13 protein-coding genes and 1 pseudogene are annotated in these 20,053 nt (G+C 35.5%); 2 read left to right on the top strand and 12 right to left on the bottom strand.

Features of this window, described 5'->3' with window-relative positions; all coding sequences use genetic code 11:
* The first annotated feature begins 64 nt into the window (after positions 1-64).
* Positions 65-796: a GntR family transcriptional regulator gene (locus IGI44_RS20105; protein WP_311872237.1), complete on the top strand. Its 732-nt coding sequence runs from the start codon at positions 65-67 to the stop codon at positions 794-796.
* Positions 797-927: 131 nt separating this feature from the next.
* On the opposite strand, the gene IGI44_RS20100 is transcribed toward IGI44_RS20105, so the two are convergent.
* The 9 genes from IGI44_RS20100 to IGI44_RS20060 form a co-directional block, all read right to left on the bottom strand.
* Entirely contained in the window at positions 928-1,911 is a 984-nt protein-coding gene (locus IGI44_RS20100) for an ADP-ribosylglycohydrolase family protein (protein WP_438789705.1), read from the bottom strand.
* A complete protein-coding gene (locus IGI44_RS20095) occupies positions 1,912-3,837 on the bottom strand; it encodes a beta-glucoside-specific PTS transporter subunit IIABC (protein ID WP_438789704.1) in 1,926 nt (641 codons plus the stop codon).
* A gap of 101 nt (positions 3,838-3,938) precedes the next feature.
* The gene (licT, locus tag IGI44_RS20090) at positions 3,939-4,769 is read right to left on the bottom strand and encodes a BglG family transcription antiterminator LicT (protein WP_154059561.1); all 831 of its coding nucleotides are present in this window, start codon (positions 4,767-4,769) and stop codon (positions 3,939-3,941) included.
* Positions 4,770-4,876: 107 nt separating this feature from the next.
* Positions 4,877-7,153: a hypothetical protein gene (locus IGI44_RS20085; RefSeq protein ID WP_438789703.1), complete on the bottom strand. Its 2,277-nt coding sequence runs from the start codon at positions 7,151-7,153 to the stop codon at positions 4,877-4,879.
* Between the two features lie 175 nt (positions 7,154-7,328).
* Positions 7,329-9,416 (bottom strand): DUF262 domain-containing protein, encoded by a 2,088-nt coding sequence (locus IGI44_RS20080; protein ID WP_438789702.1) that lies wholly within the window; start codon positions 9,414-9,416, stop codon positions 7,329-7,331.
* Between the two features lie 73 nt (positions 9,417-9,489).
* A complete protein-coding gene (locus IGI44_RS20075; protein ID WP_438789701.1) occupies positions 9,490-10,065 on the bottom strand; it encodes a hypothetical protein in 576 nt (191 codons plus the stop codon).
* An 11-nt stretch (positions 10,066-10,076) separates the two neighbouring features.
* The gene (locus tag IGI44_RS20070) at positions 10,077-11,225 is read right to left on the bottom strand and encodes a GIY-YIG nuclease family protein (protein ID WP_438789700.1); all 1,149 of its coding nucleotides are present in this window, start codon (positions 11,223-11,225) and stop codon (positions 10,077-10,079) included.
* Positions 11,218-13,140, bottom strand: a complete 1,923-nt coding sequence (locus IGI44_RS20065; protein WP_438789699.1) for a DEAD/DEAH box helicase — start codon at positions 13,138-13,140, stop codon at positions 11,218-11,220. Before IGI44_RS20065 ends, IGI44_RS20070 begins: the two co-directional genes overlap by 8 nt.
* Positions 13,137-15,905: a class I SAM-dependent DNA methyltransferase gene (locus tag IGI44_RS20060; RefSeq protein WP_438789698.1), complete on the bottom strand. Its 2,769-nt coding sequence runs from the start codon at positions 15,903-15,905 to the stop codon at positions 13,137-13,139. The genes IGI44_RS20065 and IGI44_RS20060 overlap by 4 nt, the downstream gene beginning before the upstream one ends.
* A 689-nt stretch (positions 15,906-16,594) precedes the next feature.
* On the opposite strand from IGI44_RS20060, the gene IGI44_RS20055 reads away from it, so the two are divergent.
* Entirely contained in the window at positions 16,595-18,043 is a 1,449-nt protein-coding gene (locus tag IGI44_RS20055; RefSeq protein WP_438789697.1) for an IS1182 family transposase, read from the top strand.
* A gap of 174 nt (positions 18,044-18,217) precedes the next feature.
* Here IGI44_RS20055 and IGI44_RS20050 read toward each other — a convergent pair.
* From IGI44_RS20050 to IGI44_RS20040, 3 genes and pseudogenes are all read right to left on the bottom strand, one after another.
* Positions 18,218-19,386, bottom strand: a pseudogene (locus IGI44_RS20050) (IS256 family transposase).
* A gap of 157 nt (positions 19,387-19,543) precedes the next feature.
* Positions 19,544-19,666, bottom strand: a complete 123-nt coding sequence (locus IGI44_RS20045; protein ID WP_438789696.1) for a hypothetical protein — start codon at positions 19,664-19,666, stop codon at positions 19,544-19,546.
* Positions 19,663-19,863: a Blp family class II bacteriocin gene (locus tag IGI44_RS20040; RefSeq protein ID WP_438789695.1), complete on the bottom strand. Its 201-nt coding sequence runs from the start codon at positions 19,861-19,863 to the stop codon at positions 19,663-19,665. The genes IGI44_RS20045 and IGI44_RS20040 overlap by 4 nt, the downstream gene beginning before the upstream one ends.
* Positions 19,864-20,053 lie beyond the last annotated feature (190 nt).

Genomic DNA, 20,053 nt, shown 5'->3' with positions numbered 1-20,053 from the left:
TGTTATTATCTTAAGTGGTAATGACGTCATGATTAATGTAATGGTATGAAGAAAGGATATCGATATGGAAGCAATAGATAAGAATAGTCCTCTTCCCTTATATTTCCAGGTAAAAGAGGATATTGAAAAGAAAATTAAAGAAGAAATCTATATAGAGGGAGAAGCACTACCTTCAGAAATCGCTCTAATAGATCAATATAATGTAAGTCGTACAACTATTCGCCAAGCTGTCGAGCAGCTGGTAAATGATGGACTTCTTGAAAGAAGACGCGGTAAAGGAACCTTTGTTAAAAAAAGAGAGGTCTTTTCATGGGATGTCTCAGAGTTACGCAGCTTTAATGATGTAGCTCAAAAGAAGCAATTCTCTACAAGTACAGAAGTATTATCGATCGAGATCGTAGAGAGTGACGAAATTGTCCGCCGCATTTTCAAAGATAAATATACTCATTTTTATCATTTAGAACGGTTACGGTTCGTAGAAAACCAACCTTCAGAAATTGTCACTACCTATGTTCCTACTGCTATCGCATCAAATTTAGATAAGTTTGATTTTTCTAAGATTTCCTTATTTGATATTTTGCGAGAAACCTATCACATTGACATTTCTCATGCTGAAAAAAAATTTACTGCGATCAATTGTTCCAGTGAAGATGCAAAGATTTTAAACATAAGGAAAAACGACGCACTACAACTAGTAGAAACAGTCACCTTTGACAGTTCAGATAATCCAATCGAGTACTCTATCGCGCGTGATAAGGGATTGATTTCTACATTTAAGGTTACGTTTAAAAAGTAGTACTCTTAGATTTATTAAATACAAAAAAACAGCAACCGAAGTTTCCTTTGTGGAATTTCGGTTGCTGTCTTATATTTATAAATTCAAGGTACAACTCCACCTGAGTTGAACTGGGTAAAACGAAATGATCCCTACTTCACAAACGGAGCGACTTCCTCAGTCAGCTCCTCAAAATCCAACTGATTAACTTCTTCGATCTGCTGGACCATTTCCTTTGGCAGCTCAGGATTCATCCCGCCACAAATTGCAGCGCTAATAGCACCAATCGTGTCGGTATCCCATCCTAGAGAAGCGCTTAGTTGTGCGGCTTTTAATGGATCACCTTTGGCTAACTCGACAATCACAAAGGCGCTTGGAATGGTTTCGATGGTTTCCATGCCGGTCCCGATTTCTTCGTATAGTCGTTTTAGGATGACAGCTTCATCGGCTTCCTGACGCAGGATCTTGCGGGCCTGATTCATACGGAAGGTCAGGGAAGCTGCTGGAAAATCGTGTCCATACTCTTTGGCGGCATTGATGGCGTCAAAGGCCACTGACCAGATTTCTTCGATAGATTGTCCCCCGCGAACAGTGTAGCTGATCGCAGCTGCTACCGCACTTGCGCCGGCGATGGCGATTTTGGTGTTGTGGGTTGGCAGGCAGATTTCCGCGACATTTTTTACCAGTGTCGGTAAATCATGGTAGTCACTGATTAGTCCGATCGGAGCAATTTTCATGGATGCTCCATTGGTTGTTCCCGTGACTCCCGTCTCTTCGATCGGCACGCCTTGAGCGATTTTATCCAGAGCCTTTAAGGTTGATGGACCGGAAACAAAGGCGGAGACGCCTGAATTGTCGTTCCATTCCCGCAGCTCTGCGACATAGTCCGCCACCCGAATCTGCCCGTGGTTTTTCTTGATCATGGATAGGATCATCAGCACGTTCAGCGTATCATCGGTGATCGCTCCAGAAGCTAATTTGCGTCCAAAGACATCGTTTTCGTTGGATGCGATTAATTCGGTTACTCCATTGGGAAAATTCTGACGGATTTTTTCCTGTGACCAGCATTCTGTCGGCATCCCCATCGCATCACCTAATGCACCGGCGGCGAGCACGCCCCAAATCTTTTCTCTCACTTAATTTACCTCCGCTAAGTTGATTGTTTCTGCTTGATTGTTGAAAGGAATGACGGTCATGACCTTGTCGTTGAGCTTCACATGACCCTCCTGTTGACTAAGCACATCTAGAAATTGGTCGGAATTCGTGACCGTCACGAAGGATTCAATTGAATAACCTGCTTCGGAAACTTTTTCCAAATCTACTTCTAAAATTTTCTCGCCTTGAACGACAGATTGGCCTTTTTCCACCAATGGATGAAAGCCTTGACCTTCTAATTCCACCGTATCAATCCCGATATGGATCAACACTTCGATCCCCGTGTCACTAATGATTCCAATAGCATGACCACTTGGGAAAACAGTTTCCACTGTACCAGTGACCGGTGAAACCACCTCGCCCTTTTCTGGGACAATCACAAAGCCACTGCCTAATGCTTTTGAGGCAAAGCTAGCATCCGTCGCCTGTTCGATCGGCTTGATTTCTCCTGTTAAGGGTGAAACTAATACTTCAGCTTTCACGAGGCTTTTTTCTTCAGGATCGACGACATCCTCTTCTTTTTTAAATGTCATATAGGTTAATATAAACGGCACTGCCGCAGTCGCGATCGACGCAATAACCGCAATGATGACGCCATTCATACTGCCGCTTTTCGGATCGATAAAGGCTGCAAAACCTAGAATCCCAAAGGACATCGCGTACATTTTTGTCGAGGTCAACGCCAAGATCAATGACCCCACCGCACCGCCAAGCATTGAGAAGGCAAAACGTTTCTTCACAGGTAAGCTAAAGCCGTAGATCGCTGGTTCAATAATACAGAACAAGCCCGATACCATGGCTGGAATCGCCAAGGCCTTTTGATCCTTCGAGCGCGTCCGTAAAAAGACCGCTAATACAACAGCCGTTTGCGCAAAATTGGCAGTAAAGGACATTGGGAAAATGTAATCCACACCTGATTGCGCCAAATTTGTAATCCCGATCGCGGAAATCGGCCAATGCAACCCAAAAATAACCAAAGGTTGATAAAGCAACGCTACGACTAACGAAGTCACGACAGGAGAAATGGCGTATAAACCTGATACGCCGGCACTGATTAATGAGCTAAGAACATTCGTCACCGGACCAACCACCAAGATCGCTAAAGGAACCGTGATCAAGATTGTTAAGAACGAATTCACGTTGTGGGCAATCACTGCCGGCACGACCTTTTTCAGCCATTTTTCGACCTTTGAACCAACATAGACAATAAAGATGATGGGAATGACGGTGTATTGATAGCCGTTCGCCGGAAACAAAATCGGAATCCCAAAGAAGGTGTTAAAGACCGGCGTTTTGAACAGCGTCCCCTTGAACAACGTATACAGCGCATCGCCGCTCGTAAGTCCTGTCATCAGCTCTGGAATCAGCAGTGTTGCTCCAAGCATCATCCCCACAAACGGATTCATCTTGAAGGCCTTCGCACTCGTGTAGCCTAATGTGACAGGTAAAAAGTAAAAGACCGCCTGTCCCATCGCGTGTAAAATAATATACGCGCCATCGTCGATCGACAAAACATTCGTCGCCGTCAATAAAGCCAAGATCCCCTGCAGCAAACCAGAAGCGGTTAAAATTCCTAAGACTGGCGTGATCACTTTGGTAATTGTGTCAACTAACGTACTGACTAACCCTTTTTTCTCTTCTTCCGCCGCAACTGTTTTCCCATTCAGTTGTTCCTGAACCACTTGAAATATATCCGCCACATTTGTCCCGACAACTACCTGAAACCGTCCGCTAGCAAATTGCGCACTCATGACATCCGGTGATTTCACCACTTCCTCACGCTGAACCAACGAATCATCCTTCAAGGTAAAACGCAGTCGCGTCATACAATGCGTGACGCTTAACACATTCTCCTTTCCCCCGACTTTTTCCAAAATAAATGATACCAAGCTTTGATACTTATCCATGTTGCTTCCCCCTTTTTTGACATATAAAAAAGGCAACACTCAAACAAGAGACTCTTCATCCCTTGCTTGGGTGTTGCCTGCATAATCAGTTACAATCCCGTTTATTTAATTAGCCGCTGGACATGGAGAATCAAATACATCTCCTCCTCCGGATAAATCCGACAAGCCAGCTTCTCTTGTAAATAATGCTTAATGATCCCGACACTCTCCGTCGCCTTCGGATAAAACTGAACGACCTGTTCATACATCTCCGGCACCGCTTCCTGTCTCGGTTCATTTATTATGACACGTTGAATAAAGAATTTCAAGTGGGTAACGAAACGAACATAATTCAGCGATTCCGTATCCAGCTCAATCCCTAAACCATCCTCAACGATCAAGACCACCTTCTGCAGCATCTCCGTCGTCAATAACGTCTGAGCCGTATCATTGTTCAAACCGCCATTGATAAAGTGAAGCGCAATGAACCCCGCCTCATCCTCATTCAGCTCGATCCCCTCATAATAGCTGATCTGCTCTAACGCCTTCATCCCCGCCGCAAATTCCTTCGGATAAAACTTCTTGATCTCCAATAACAAGGCATTTTGAATCGTTTCCCCATTCCGAAACCGATTCACCGCATAATTAATGTGATCCGCCAGCCCAATATAAGTATTCCCGTCAAAGGTCCGCTCCAGCTCCGCTTCCGCAGCCTTGACGATTACCGTCACCATCTCCAGCCGATTGATCGGGACTTCTTCGATCAATTGCACAAACCGATCCGCCACATTCGGAGAATCCACCACGAACGTCTTCTCGATCTTATCCTTCTCAACCGTCTCGCCAACCCGTTTCCGAAAGGCGATCCCTCTGCCGATCAAGATCCGCTCCAGACCCTTCGTATCAATCACCAAGACCACATTGTTGTTAAAAATCTTCTTAATTCTAAGCAAGCTCTCTCCCCATCCTCCGCCTCAGCAAACTTTCATAAGCTATGATACGGGTTCTTTGGGGAAAGTCAATGTCAGATTATAAACTAGTTACAAAAAAAACCAATAATTTATTTAAAGAAAATTAATTCCAACTTGTTAGCTACCTGTTTTAAACGAATTTTCCCCATTTTCGCGTAAGGTGCATTTTTAAGTTCGCTATAAATATTATATACATACTCATCAATTGTTACTCCCAAATTATCGAGTATATGTACCCCAGCTTCTCTGAAGGTGTCCAAAAAATGATCATCATTAAAATATTGATCATATTCTCTATCAATTAGCTTAATAGCGAAAAAGGTAAAGATTGATTCATTATAAAGGTATTGATTAGCTGCATGATCACTATCATATCCAATCGCTTCCAAAAAGACGTCTTTCGCAAAGACGCTATTATTATTCCTCAAGATACTTTCATAATAAAGTAAACTTACTATCCCAAAATTACAAATCGAATAGTAATTTTTAAAAATTACTCCTTCGAGTAGCTTCTTCATTGTAAAAGATAATTCCTTAAATTCTATAATCTCTGGTACTCGATCAACAATCTGTAAATAATCCAAACAAAGTTTCTTGATTATTCTTGATTCATTTTCATTTGACCTATCGAAACGAATTCGATCAGAATAATCATTATCATGTTCTAAAATACCTTGCACAAATAGAACCATAACTGAAGATATACGACTATATTGAAATTGATCAAAATAATCTACGTTGGTAATTTGTTTTTTCCTATCTTTAAAAATGGTCATCAATATATCGAAAGTAATTCTATGATTTATATGTGTGGTCGCAATTTTTTTCGCAGCAGCGCGATACAATTGCTCATTCTCATTTTCATCATAACGATCAAATTTTGATTCAAGTTTATTCTTGAAATATACCGCATTTTCCTTCCAGTCATGATCATTTGGATAAAATAATTGATACAAAGAATAGGCCACGAAATGGACCGCATTCATTGATTCAATTATTTTTTTTAATTTTTCATCACTATCAATGGATTTTCTTAAATCACCATAATCTTCGATCAATACTTTAAATACTGCATTAGAATAAAAGTCTTTATCATCACGATCAAAAAAAACTGGTAGATCGAATTCTATGTCAGAATTTAAATAATTCTCAATCAATCGTTCCCATTTATGATTTTCCACACTTTCATAATATTTTTGGAGTTTATTTTTTGATAAATACTTCAGCTTTCTTGTACTCTCTTTAATGCTTTTATACAATTCGTCTATTTCATTTGGTTCGATCATTGATCTTACGATTAATTGATCAAATAAATAATTATGAACATTATCAATTTGATCATTTAGAACAAAACGCACCCTATCATTCTTTTCTACTAACTTAGGCGTTTCATTAACTAATCGTTTAAAAACAGTTATATCACTTTCTAAAAGTTTTTTAAATTGACGCCATCCTATTTTGTATTTATTAGAAGTAAGAAATTTCCATTTCTCGTGAACGAATCGTTTATAACTATTATATAAATATTTTTCTCTTTCTCCATTTTTAACACTTTTAAAAGCTCCTTCACTCGACTCTAGTTCACATTCTATCTTTGAGAATACTTCATTCAGAAAAATATCTATTAATTTAGTATCAATTTCTAAAAGATCATACTTTAGATTTCTAAAAAACTTATAATTGTAGTCTTGTGAAAACTCCTTAGCATAAGCTTTTTGAAAAAGATTATAGTATTTATTTGAAATTTGACTTCTGATTTGTCCCTCAAGCAACTTATCCTTATTATCCTTCATCAAAAACATGATTTGAATGATTTCCAAACTCATCCCTATTAAAAAGATATAAATTAAAAGCAACATTATGATACTTGTTTGCCAAACATAAATTGAATACTCTTGTACTTTTCCCTGAGTATTGACAATCAGAATAGGAGAAATAATAAATGCAAACAACCCGAATAAGAATGTTCTTGTTTGAGTAAGTTTATACCATATAGATGAGTCTGCTAAGTACTTAATTTTATTTGTGCCTAAATATTTTGCCTTCTCACTATCAGCTACTATGAACTGCAAAAAACCTATATAGATACCATACATACTTAAAAGTCCAATAATAAATCCATATATACCTATTAGATCAAAATTCTCAACTTGATAACTAATAAACTTAAACTCAAAATGCCTTTGTATTGCTATCACAAATAAACAAACTATAATAAATAATCTATTAGTAAATGTCCGAGATATTTTACTAGTTTGTTCCTCTATCAACCCTAAAGTGCAAATTAACATTTTGTATAGCATAAGCAAAATAAGTATACCTACAATAATTTGTAGTCCTGTAATTTCATGATTAAATACGTTCAATTAATAACCTCTATTCTAAATTGACAAAAATACTTACAAAACCCATTAATAAATACTATGTTATCTCTATTTCTAAAATAAATATCCCACTATCCATAAAAAGAATGTGGGACACCAATTTAAAAGAAATTCATCATAGTTTAAAAATTGTCTAATAATTAAATATAGAATACAATCAATTATCTACACTTTCTTGTTTAGTTTCATACAACACTGCATCGATTGATAATGAATCATACTCTATTTTATATAGGTCCAATAGTAGCTTAATATAATTCATTTTCCGCCAGTTAGACAAGGAAGTATAGACGTACAAGCCTTCTGTTACTTCACTGTTTACCGCATTAGGTTCACTGGAAAAAATCCCTTCTAGTCCGTTTTGAATGTCCAATTTAGACAGTTCAATCATTGGATTGAGATTTATTTCTCCTAGTTGTTTAATAACAGCAACAAAAAAATCTTTCCAACTAGTTACTGCCTGATACTCATCCGTTATAAAGCTGTATCCACTAATTTGATAATTAGTAAATTTCTGTTCACCGTCAAAAGTTATCATCTCCTTTTCCTGTAACATTGGAGCATACTTAGTTACTGGATACGGCCAAACTTTAAGGGCGACATTTAAAAGCTCTTCAGTCCTAAGATTAATCTCATTTTCTCCCCAACTTTCAGCTTTCGCAGGAATGCGATTCAAATTTACAAAATGACTATCTTTAAATCCTTTTTGCATCGTCTGTTTTTCTCTAAAGGATTTATTGCTATACTTTGAATTATAGCCAGTAAGAGTTAAATTACCTAACTGATGTATATAGTTTTGATGGACATGCTTGTAATTGTCACCAAGCTCGTTTATCCATTGGGTACTTAATTTCCGTGGCATGATGTGTTCTATCGAATAATCTTGATCTTTAACTCCTTGATAAATTTTTAAAGCTTCAATATGATCAAAATTCTCCAATCGCTCAAAAAGATAGGTTCTGAAAGACGAATTGATATTATAAAAATCATTGGTTCGAAGACTGTTAGCAATCTCTTGATCGTTAGGTAATTTCGCTGTATTCGTTTTTGAAAGTAAAATATAGCTCAATATATCCTGTGTTGATACATTCTCATCATGATCAATTTTTTTTATATCTCTATACAAAGTAGCAATAACCTTATTAAGAGAATTTGATGGAATCTTAGCGATCATCCTTCTAGCAATATATGTTTCTAGAATATTTAGAACACCTACTACTTCATCACTTTGAATCCTTTTTCCATTAAAGTCAGATAAAATCGCCAACAAAAATGGTCGAACAACGGTCACCTGTAATTCATTGAAACGATTTAATATCTCATCAATCTGTTTATCCTTAGTAGAAGCCTCTAATATTTGTTGATAGGCGAAAGAATAGTCAGAAAGTTCGTCAAATAATTTCTTCTTATCATCACAATTATGTTTATAGAAATCAATAAATGTCTCATAAACTTTCGCAATATTCGGATATTTTCCATTCTTTACAGTAAGGTAATCTCTAAAAAATGAACTTAGCTGAAAATGGGTACGTTCTTCTATAGGTTCCCAGTAATTGTTAAAGTAAAAGAGTTGCTCCTCTTGCCTTTCATTCATCAACAAAAAATTTCTTATTTTATCAGCGTCAGTCAAATCTACACCAGTTGAATTTAAACTTTCAAAGATCAACTGAGGATCATCATCAGGTGAATTAAGATTTACAACCATTACTTGTAATTTGTCAATTGAATTCATCAACATATCTAAATCGAAAGAGTTCTTTTCCAATTCCGTATAAAAGTATTCATAGTTCGTAGTAATATTAGAATTTTTGACAAAATATTTCTCTTCTGTAAATAGCTTTTTATACGCATTCAAATCTCTTGGATTAGGTTTAAGCTTGTATTTATCAATATCACGACTAAAACTATCTATCAAATAGGTCGTTTCAAGATTACCTGGATTTATCCTCTCACCATTACATTGATTATTCTCCATCCAGTTTTTCATAGCCAGGAGCAACAATGAAGTTGTGGTTAATCGCTGCTGGCCATCAATTACAATAATTTCTTGAGATAGATCTCCAGGCTTAACTACTATACTGCCAAAAAAGTGTGTCCTCTTCTGTTCTGATTCTAAAGTTATCAAATCATCAATTAATCGTTTACAATTTTCTTTTTTCCAATCATAATTACGCTGATAAACTGGAATAATCAATTTGGTTGCCCCACGCAGATATTCAGTTAAATACCGTACATTTCCTTCCATGAAATAACGCCCCATTTCTTTTTATACTAGATCAATTTCTGTAAATATAGAAACTAAAAATCATTATTTATTTTTAACTATCCAATGTTACTAATAGTTCCACATATTGTTCTGTAAAAGAATCATGTACTGATTGAATTTCATAAATAATATTTTGTAGAGAATTAATCAAATCATGAGGAGCGGCCTTATGATAAGCCTTTTCAATAATATTTATACTAAAATTTATATTTTTTAATCTTGTTTCAATCTGTTCCCTCAATTCATGATCGGAAACAAAAGAAGTATTCATCGCTAAAGCAGTAGTAGCAAAAGAAGATATTCTCTGTATCCCAGTCTGAACAGAAATGAGACTAGATATTGTCTCTGTCGACTCATATTCATTCAAAACCAATAGTATCTTTAAAACTTCATTTATTGATTCTGATGACAAGTCTAAGCATTTTTGATACATCGCAATTTTATGAGTCAAAATAACTTTATTATTTTGAATTTCTTTTTCTGCTTTCATTTTTTTTTCAAAATCTTTTACTGCACTGAAAGATTCAAGTTTGGCTATAAAAAGAGCGAACATGCCACCCAAAAAAGAAGAAACAATACTAATTGATAAATCAGGATTTTTCAACAAATCAAAAAAATAGTTTTTCATATCAGCTATCCTCACATTTGTGAATTAATCTTTACTATTACTTCATTAATTATTTTATTTAGCCTTTCAAGTGAAATTACAAACCATTCTCTAGGAACTATCATACGACCATTAGCACCTACTATTTCAACATCTAGTCGACAGTCTTGGAGTAAATTATGAAGTGTCTTCTCCAGTTTTCCAGCATTTAAATTGTATACATGATACTTTGTAACGATTTCTACAGGAGCATACAAATAAGTAGACTCATTTACTGCATTAGCAATTCTCCGTTCTACTGATCCAGTAGTTACCCCAATCTTATATAAGGCATCAAATGATTTTATTTGAGGATCATCCGATAATGACCGTAAAACATAAATATAGCCCGAAGATATATCATCGTGATTAATATTATCAACAAGCTCCTCAATATTATCCGTTATCATTTTTCCTCCACTACCTGTACGATATAGATTCGCAGCCAGTGAACGAAGTAAAACGTTACTATCTGTTCCATTCTCATATATGACATGTAATCGAGCATTATCTTCTCCATTATCTGTTTTAAAGAAAGCTCCAACAGAATCAATATACAGAAGTATGCCTTTTTGAACAAAAAAGCCACCTTGTTTAATATCATAATTCTTAAATGGAATTACCTTTCTTTTTCCTTCTGCAATTTCTTGCTGTACTTGTCTGAATAAAGGTTCATAAATAGCAAAATCTTTCATCTGTTTTCTTTTAGCAACATAATCCGGCCTATTCTCTACTTCACGAAATCGATCAGTATTAAAAATGGATACTTCTGATCTGTGATTTACACTTCCATCTAGCAAAGCAGATGAGCCAAAATTCAATATATCATCGATTGATTCTATTTCTTTATCAAATTTTCGGGTTTCTAGCAGTCCTTCTTCATCGTATTCTTTTAATTTGGCAACACGTTCAGGATCTTTTCTGATCCCCTTTAATCTACTAGCCAATCCTCGCTCCGATAAACGAGCAAGATCCGTTGTTCTTTTTGGTTCGCGTCCATGCTTTTTATAAAACTGAACAATTTCATTGAACTTTTCAACTTCAGGATCATAAAACGATACCACTTTTTTATCCAAAGTTACTATTTGATCAAAAAGGGCACTCCTCATTATCTCTTCAAGAGAATTATAACGTTTAGTCATTCATACGACTCCTTTTCAAATTACGCATATAAATAACAGCCTCACCCATTCTTTTTTCTATATGATTATTAGATTTTGCATCAGGTGCCCTTCCGTTTTCATAGAAAAATTCTTCAACTTTAGGCCAAATATATTTAAGTTCCCCTTCATCAAATTCAAATCGCTTTGCATCAATACTTTCTTGAATCAAACGTAGGGTTGGAGCGTTCAACTCTTTAGAAATTACTTCGTAAGCTTGTTGGAACGGATTAATAGAATCAATCAAGTCAATACTTAGATCCTCGACATTAACAAATTTATCTGCCATACGAATAAATTCCTTAGATCCTGTTATTTCCCTCACACTACTTTTTAGCGCATTGTCGGCAACAACATTTTGACGCACTTCTTCTACTTCTTCATCCGTTAATGTTGGATATTTCTCTTGTATTACTTTTGGAATTAGAAGTTTATTTATTACTGTAGGATCGACATCTCGATTGATCATGGCCTTTTGAATTTGTGTATCTTGAAAAATTGCTGCTTTTAAATCATTTAAGTCATTTTCAATTATTTTTCTTGTATTTTGCGTTGACGGTTCTTTAAATCCTTTGATATATAGTTCGCCAATTTTATTTATATCTGTTGAGCTTTTTCGGGTTTTAAATTTGAAATCAGGAGTTAAAACTTGCTCCATAAGTAACGATGAAGAAATTGCTTTTAGCATCGTATTAACTGTAAAGGTAACTTCATCATCTTTTGCATCCGGCTGTGCAATCAAGTTAGTGAATTGCGCGTGGGATTTATTGAAGCTATCGCGTGTGCATCGACCAATGATTTGAACAATTTCTGTAAGTGATCCTCTATATCCTATAGTTAATGCGTGTTCACAATATGGCCAATCAAATCCTTCTTTAGCCATTCCTAATGCAATAATAATATCAACATCATCTAATTCTGTTACATTTCTCAAATAGTCTACAACTCTATCGCGTCCTTCAACTTTTACCAGATCAGCAATTTTTAACACTTTTCCATCAGAACCACGCTTCACATAAAGAATTCCTGTTTTAGGGTCAATTTGATCGACTACTCCAATTAGGTCAAGTATGTGGTCGACTTCCATTTCCTTTTCTTTCGTCGATTCAACTGAATTAACATTAGGAATATGAATAATTGTTTTTTTATTAGTATCTAAAACTTCATCGATCGCTGATAAATATTTGCCTTGATAAAAGTGATAACCAATGCCAAATGACTTAAGGTATTCATAACCATCTAATTGCTCATAATACGTATAAGTTACTTTATCAAATAATTCTTCGTCTTGAGGCTCTAGTATGGGAACAGAGTCTCCTCGAAAATAAGAACCAGTCATTGCAACAATATGACATGTAGAATTTCGAAGAACACTACGTAATAGTTCTCCTAATCGAGAATTTACATCCGCTGAAACATGATGGAACTCGTCAATTGCTAACAGACAGTCATCAAACATAGAATCTTCAACTTGCTCAAATGCGAAACGCAAAGTCGCATGGGTACAAACAAGTATTTTCTCATTAGAACTCATAAACCGCAAAAATCCTTGAACTTTGCTTTTATCTCCGCCTGGTGTAGTTAAATTATTGCGAGGTTCGACTTTCCAATTCGAATAAAACCCGCCACTAATGAGATCCGTATCCTTAAACGAAGCTCCAATTGAACGTTCTGGTACCGCTACGATCACTTTTTTTATTCCTTGATTAATTAACTTATCTAAACCAATGAACATTAATGCTCGGCTTTTACCAGAAGCTGGAGGTGCTTTAACTAGTAAGTGTTGAGAATTGCGTTTTTCAAAAACTCTAGATTGCATTTCACGCATTCCAAGTTCATTTGTTGATTTACTATTACCCGTATGATTATAGTTTATGTCAAAAATGTTATTCATCATATTTCACCCTTCATAAAGACAGTCTTGTAACTATTCAAGAGATACTCTAATCTTTCATTATCATTTTTAAAATCACTTTGTTTGTATATTTTATCTACTACTCCATCTAAAATTTGATGAGCTTTTAGTAAATTTTCATCCATTACTTTAGGATTTTTTAAAGCCCGAGGGCTACCATATAGATCACCTAAACTTTTCCCAGATTCTTCACGAATATCTAAAATCTCTAACATGCAATCTCGTATTTCATTTTTTTTTCGTTTCGATATATCGGGAAAAGGAAACGAGTTATATACTAAACTGGTATATCTGTAATCAGTTTTCAAGCGTCCACCCACTGTACCTAACCAAACCATATGCATTCGTGATTCCAGAATTCCTAATAACCATAATGGAGCATCGTAAATACCATAAGCTGAATTCGATAATATAGTTTTGAATTTATCAAAAGTACCCATAGGTACATATAATCTATTTGAAGAAGAGGTACTCGGAATAATAATAGAAATTAGATTTGTTTTTCTAAGTTTATTTTTATATATAGGGGAAATTTGTTTAAATGCATAAGGAAATTCTGCCGCTTTATTTGTCGATTTAGTATCACTAGAAAGTCTAAATTTTTTTACAAGATCAATTCTATTAATAATAATTGGATTGTTTTTCACTTTCTCATAATCCTCATATGCTAACCATAAAACACTTCTTGAGTTCCCATTAATATAATCCTTGCCACCAACATAACTTTTAAAATACTTCTTCAACTCAGGAAACAAACTTATTGCATCTTCATATTCATCTTTAGAGAATATCAGTCCTCCTCCATCTGTAGGTTTATTTCCAAATAAAATGCTGGGAAGCTTTGATATCTGATAGCCAGGATCTTCAACAATGAAATTTTCACCCTCAACAAGATAAGCATTTATATTATCGACTATTTTAGAAGAATCATCATCAAAAATCTTTTTTTCTTTTTTTAATTCTGTATTGGACATACCTATTATTACTACATAAACAGCAGCATTTTTTCTAGCACTATTATTCCATTTAAATGACGTATACGCGAATTTTATATTTATTCCAAGAGAAAACAGCTCAGGCCATAATACTGCAACTTGTTCGCCTTGACAAATAGAATTGGTAGAAACAAAAGCCATTTCTCCCTTTGTATTTTTGATAAATTGAGCACCTTTATAGAACCAGCCTGAAATATAATCTAGATAACCATTTCCTTTGACCCCTTTAAAAATATCTCGAATCTCCTTCTTTTGTATACTATTTTGTAATGAATGGCCAAAGTAAGGTGGATTTCCAAATATATATATTTCATCTTCAGGTTCATGTGGACAGCATTCTAACCAATCAATTTCCAAAGCGTTGGCACAACGAATATCACCTGCTGCCTTTAATGGTAAAGTCGGTCTTACTGCTTCAGTAACTGCTTGTTTTAACTCAAGATTTTTTTGATGTTCTGCAATCCAAAGAGATAGCTTAGCAATATCACTTGCAAATTCATCGATTTCAATACCATAAAATTGAGACAGCGTGACTATTGGTTCATAGACTAACATCTGAGCACCGCTAATTTCATTCATAAGAACATAAATCTCAATTTCAAGCTGACGCAGCTCCTTATATGTGATAATTAGGAAGTTTCCTGATCCGCATGCTGGATCAAAAAATTTCATATTTTGAATTCTTTGAGAAAGGTCTGTTAATCTTGATAGATGCTTGTTTCGAATATCTAATATTTTTTTCTTTCCCAGATTGGCTTGTTGAAATGCTTCATTCCATGAATCCTCAATTTCCTTAAATTGTTGTTTGATGTTATCTAAAAATAATGGGTTTATTACTTTAATAATGTTCGGGACACTAGTATAATGCATTCCTAAATGACTTCGATTATCCTCAGTCGCAACAGCTTGAATCATTGAACCAAAAATATCCGGATTTATTTTTGACCAATCTAATAACTCCCCACACTCTATTATTAGTTGCCTTGCCTTTTTACTAAAAATAATTGGTTTGTGGGGTTCAGCAAATAATTGACCATTTACATAGGGAAAATTTCTATAAATAGCCTTAACATCATCTCTTGATCGCAAATCTAAAACTCTAAACAATCCTGCTAAATATTCATTCAAGTCACTAGAGTCTTCCTCAGTATATTGTTTAATTCCATTAGTGAACTGACCTTTTGAAAAAATGGCTGTATCCTCTGCAAACAAACAAAATAGTAACCTCATTAAAAATAGATTTAGAGCATGTCTCTCTTTGTCACTATCTGAGTCAACTTCCTTATTAAGAACATCGAATAGCCGAGCAAATCTTTCTGCTGCTTTGATGTCAAGAGGATTTTCTCTCTCACGATCTACTTTCTCTATTCCGTTCCAAGCTAAGAAAAAATCAAAATGAAAAGGTAACTCCTGTAATTGAATATCTAATGATTCTCCGGTTTTAGTATCTTTCGCTAAAATAGTTACAAAATCGGTCACCATTAAATATCTAGGATTTGATGAAGAGTCATTAGCTTTTTTTTCTATTTCCACAAAAGCTTCAAACACACTATTATTAACAAATTTAAAATACAATTTATTTTTTAAATGTACTTCATTCGAAACTTTCGAGAGATTGTTTACTCCTTTCCTTAATTTAGTAATAGTTGCATTAGGAATATCATAAACTTTTAAGAACTCATATATAAATTCGTCCTTATCAATGTTATTCACTATATTAATAATCTTATCCTCTACCTCAATTACTGCCAACTCTACTCCTCCTTATGTTGCTTATACTTTTTCCATATTTCATTCTTCATATACTATAATTTCTATGCCTATCAATTATACCAATATTTTCTCACTTTTTTCCAAATTCTCTATTTTCTATCTCTTAATAAGAATAATATTTTTTAATTTAGAAAATTACTTAATTAGTAATTCTTGCTCATTAACTATTTACTATGCAATCCAATCTTTCCCATTTAAAATTCGTTTTTTAAATACTCATTTAATTTTGTTGACTACCCTATATAATAGTTACAATTTTCCAGTTTTATTACATATAGAATTCTCTTTTTATTTCTCGTAGTTTTATCCTCGGTTATTGATCAATAACTAATCAGTCGTAAGTGCATCATTTTGATAATAAAAACTATTATTATTTTATCACTTTTTTGAACTAAAACCATCACCATTTATTCTCAAATCCAATTACTTCCAAACATTCTTATTCCTATTTCCCCCGTAAAAATAGTTGATTAATATCTTGCCGATAGTAGTGAAATAACAAAAAGACAGTATCGAAATCACGTTAAGTAAAGCAAGTAAAAATATACCCCTTTTTCTGAGGCTGCTGAAAAAGTCCCACTCATTAGACTGAAACCCGCTAGAAGTCATCTTGGCTTCTAGCGGGTTTTTTCGTATAATTGAGCTATCAACGAATGGTGGTTAGAGAGATGCTAAAAAGACAAGAAGAACTTGTATTGAGTACACATACAGAACTTTACGATATTCTTATTCCTGAAGATCATGAACTTCGCTTGATTCTGGAATTGACAGACTTTGAATTTGTCTATGAAGAATTAAAAGATACCTATTGCTTAGTCGATGGTCGCAATGCCATCGATCCTATTCGCATGTTCAAATATCTTCTGCTCAAAGTTATCTATAAGATGTCTGATCGTGACCTAGTGAAGCGCACAAAGACAGACCTAGCTTTCAAATTCTTTCTGGGAATGGCACCAGAAGAAGAGGTCATCAATCCATCCTCTTTAACCAAATTCAGACGTCAACGCTTAAAAGATAAAAATCTATTGGATCTGCTTGTCGCTAAATCTGTTCAAATTGCGGTTGACCAGGACGTGCTTAAAAGTAACACCCTCATCGTTGATGCGACGCATACGGTCTCTCGATTCAATAAGAAATCACCTGTAGAAATCTTGCGCAATTATTCTAAAAATCTAAGAAATACAGCTTATGGACTAGATGATGAACTTAAAGCGAAACTGCCATCCAAAACGACGATCACTGATTTAGATGCAGAAAAAAACTACACACAAGAAGTCATTCAAATTATTGAAAAGCAACCTTATGTGCGTATACCTGCCGTAGCCGAAGCATTGAATATGCTTAAAGAAAAACTTGATGATATCAATGTAGCTTCTGTCGAATCATTCGACGAGGATGCGCGCATTGGTCATAAATCAGCTGATACATCATACCTTGGTTTCAAAACACATCTCTCCATGACCATTGAACGCCTCATCACAGCTGCAGTTATTACCAGTGGTGAAAAAGGCGACGGTCCTTATCTGCAAGAACTCATTGAAAAATCGGAAGCGAATGGAGTTGATGTTAAAGCTGTGCTTGGTGATCGTGCTTACTCTGGAAAAGAAAATATCGACTATACTGAAGCAAATGAAATTGAACTCTACTCAAGACTAAATCCGCAAATTTCTAATGGTGCACCAAGGAAGCATTGGGATTATAACAAGGACGCTGAACGGTTTGTCTGCCCCGCAGGCCATCTAGCGACCCGTAAAGCAAGAACCGGTAAGAAAAACCAAAATAGCAATCAAAGCATGACGTATTACTTTGATATAGAGAAATGCAAGGTCTGCCCATTTAGTGAGGGCTGTTATAAGCCAAACGCAAAAAGCAAAACCTACCGTGTCACGATTTTATCTGATACGCATCTTGCGCAGAAAGAGTTTCAAGAAACGGAACACTTCAAAGAGAAAATCAAAGATCGATACATGATTGAAGCCAAAAATGATGAACTCAAGAACCGTCACGGATACAATGTATCTCAGGCAAACGGTCTTTTAGGCATGGATATACAAGGCGCAACAACAATATTCGCAGTGAACTTGAAGCGGATCATCAAATTAAGACAGGAAAAATAACTACAAAAACCAAAGGAAAAGAGTCGCTTCTCATGAAAATATGAGAAGCGACGGGTTTGTCAACTAAACTGTGGAAGTTAAATAGTTAAGAGTTTTTAACAACCAGAATTCTCTCGGCTATTTTGAAATCAGATAAATTTTGATCGGACACATAGTTGAATAAACCTACCGTTGTTATGGAAGGTAGATCGCATACTTTTCAATTCTAGAGGAGAAGGTCTCGTTGATCATTAACTGATTAAGCACCATAGCCCAGTTTTGAATTCGACCACCTGACCACTTCGCATGTAATTCTTTCGTGCGTAAATAAAGTAGTTTTAGGAGTGCATTCTCATTGGAGAACGCTCCTTTTTTTGTGACTTTTCTGAAGCTTGAGTGGACACTTTCAACCGCATTGGTAGTGTACATAATTTTTCGAATGGCACTACCATAATCAAATAGTTGTTCAACATGTGCAGCGTTTAGAGAAGAAGCACCGTAGAACTTTTTCATATCTCGGCAGACTTCCTTATAGTCCTTACTTGGAATATAGCGCAATGCATTTCGAACAAGATGAACAATACAGCGCTGAACAATTACGGATGGAAAGATCGCTTTTGCGCCTTCTTCGAGGCCAGAAACACCGTCCATCGAAATGAAAAAGACATCTTCGACACCACGTGCTTTCAGTTCATCAAATACTTGCATCCAGCGATTTTTAGATTCTGTTTGATTTAACCATAATCCTAAAATCTCCTTATTTCCTTTGAGATCATAGCCAAGAATGGTGTATACAGCATATTCTTTGGCTTCATAATTTTCTCGTAAAGTAACATACATACAATCAACGATAGAAAAGCATAGCACTTGGCCAATGGTCGGGCTTGCCATTCTTCCAATTCGGGAAGTACGGCGTCAGTGATATCTGAAATCATCTCATGGGAAATATCAAAGCCATAAATATCTTCGACTGTTGCGGCGATATCTCGTTGACTCATTCCTCGTGCATACATGGAAAGAACCTTCCCTTCGATGTCGGAAACATCTCGTTTTCGCTTAGGAATTAACTCTGGTTCAAAGGAAGCCTCCCGATCTCTAGGAACATCAATAGCTACTTCACCAAAACTGGTTTTAAGTGTTTTATTTCCATAGCCATTTCGACGGTTATCGTGTTCTTTAGGCTCTTTAGAATGGGCATCATAACCTAAATGATTATTCAATTCTCCTTGAAGCATTTTTTCAAATAAGGGACCAAACACATCTTTCAAAGCATCTTGCATGTCATCGACAGATTCAGGTTGATAGGCATTCAGAATGGATTCAGCTAACTTTTCGGCATCAGGATTTCTTTTTTTTCTAGCCATCGTGTAATCACCTCTTGATCTTATTTTAGAAAAAGAAAAACCGCGAAGCAACCATCTGCCTAGGATTGATGGTTACTTACACGGTTTATATTACACTCTCGAAGCGACTCTTTTTTAGTTTTGAAATGATTCTTAAAATCCATAGTTGTCTGAAAAGCTATAGTTTTTCAGCAGCCTCCTTTTTCTTCCACTGTTTTTTAGCATGAAGTTTTTTATATAAAAATATCCCTATTACTCCAAAACGCCAAAGTATTGCAGAATCACTCGGTTTATTTTTCATTTTACCTCTCCTTTCCAAATCCTTAATCTTTTAAGGACTAATTCGCGCGGGTCTTCTACATCAAAACTAGTAGTAGTTTCGCCAAAGCCTCCGGTTACTGCTCCACCTACTGTGTTAATAGCACAATTTGCATCAGCATTCCCGCCACCGATAACTTTTTGCATTTCTTGAACAGTCATTTCTTTAATGTTTTGCATGTTATAACACGCTCATTCTAATTATTTTTAGTACGAAATGAATGTATCATAGTATTTTTATCTATGGGGAAAACCATCCTGAACGTTAGGTATTTCATCTTGAACGAGTTATTTCGTTGGACCAAACGATGACTCAAAGCCTATTTGTTCGATAATCCCAACGGAAAACAAAATAGCCATTCAGAAATAA

The organism is Enterococcus sp. DIV0756 (assembly GCF_051710745.1).
Taxonomy (GTDB): Bacteria; Bacillota; Bacilli; order Lactobacillales; family Enterococcaceae; genus Enterococcus_A.
This window is presented reverse-complemented; position numbering and strand designations above follow the sequence as displayed.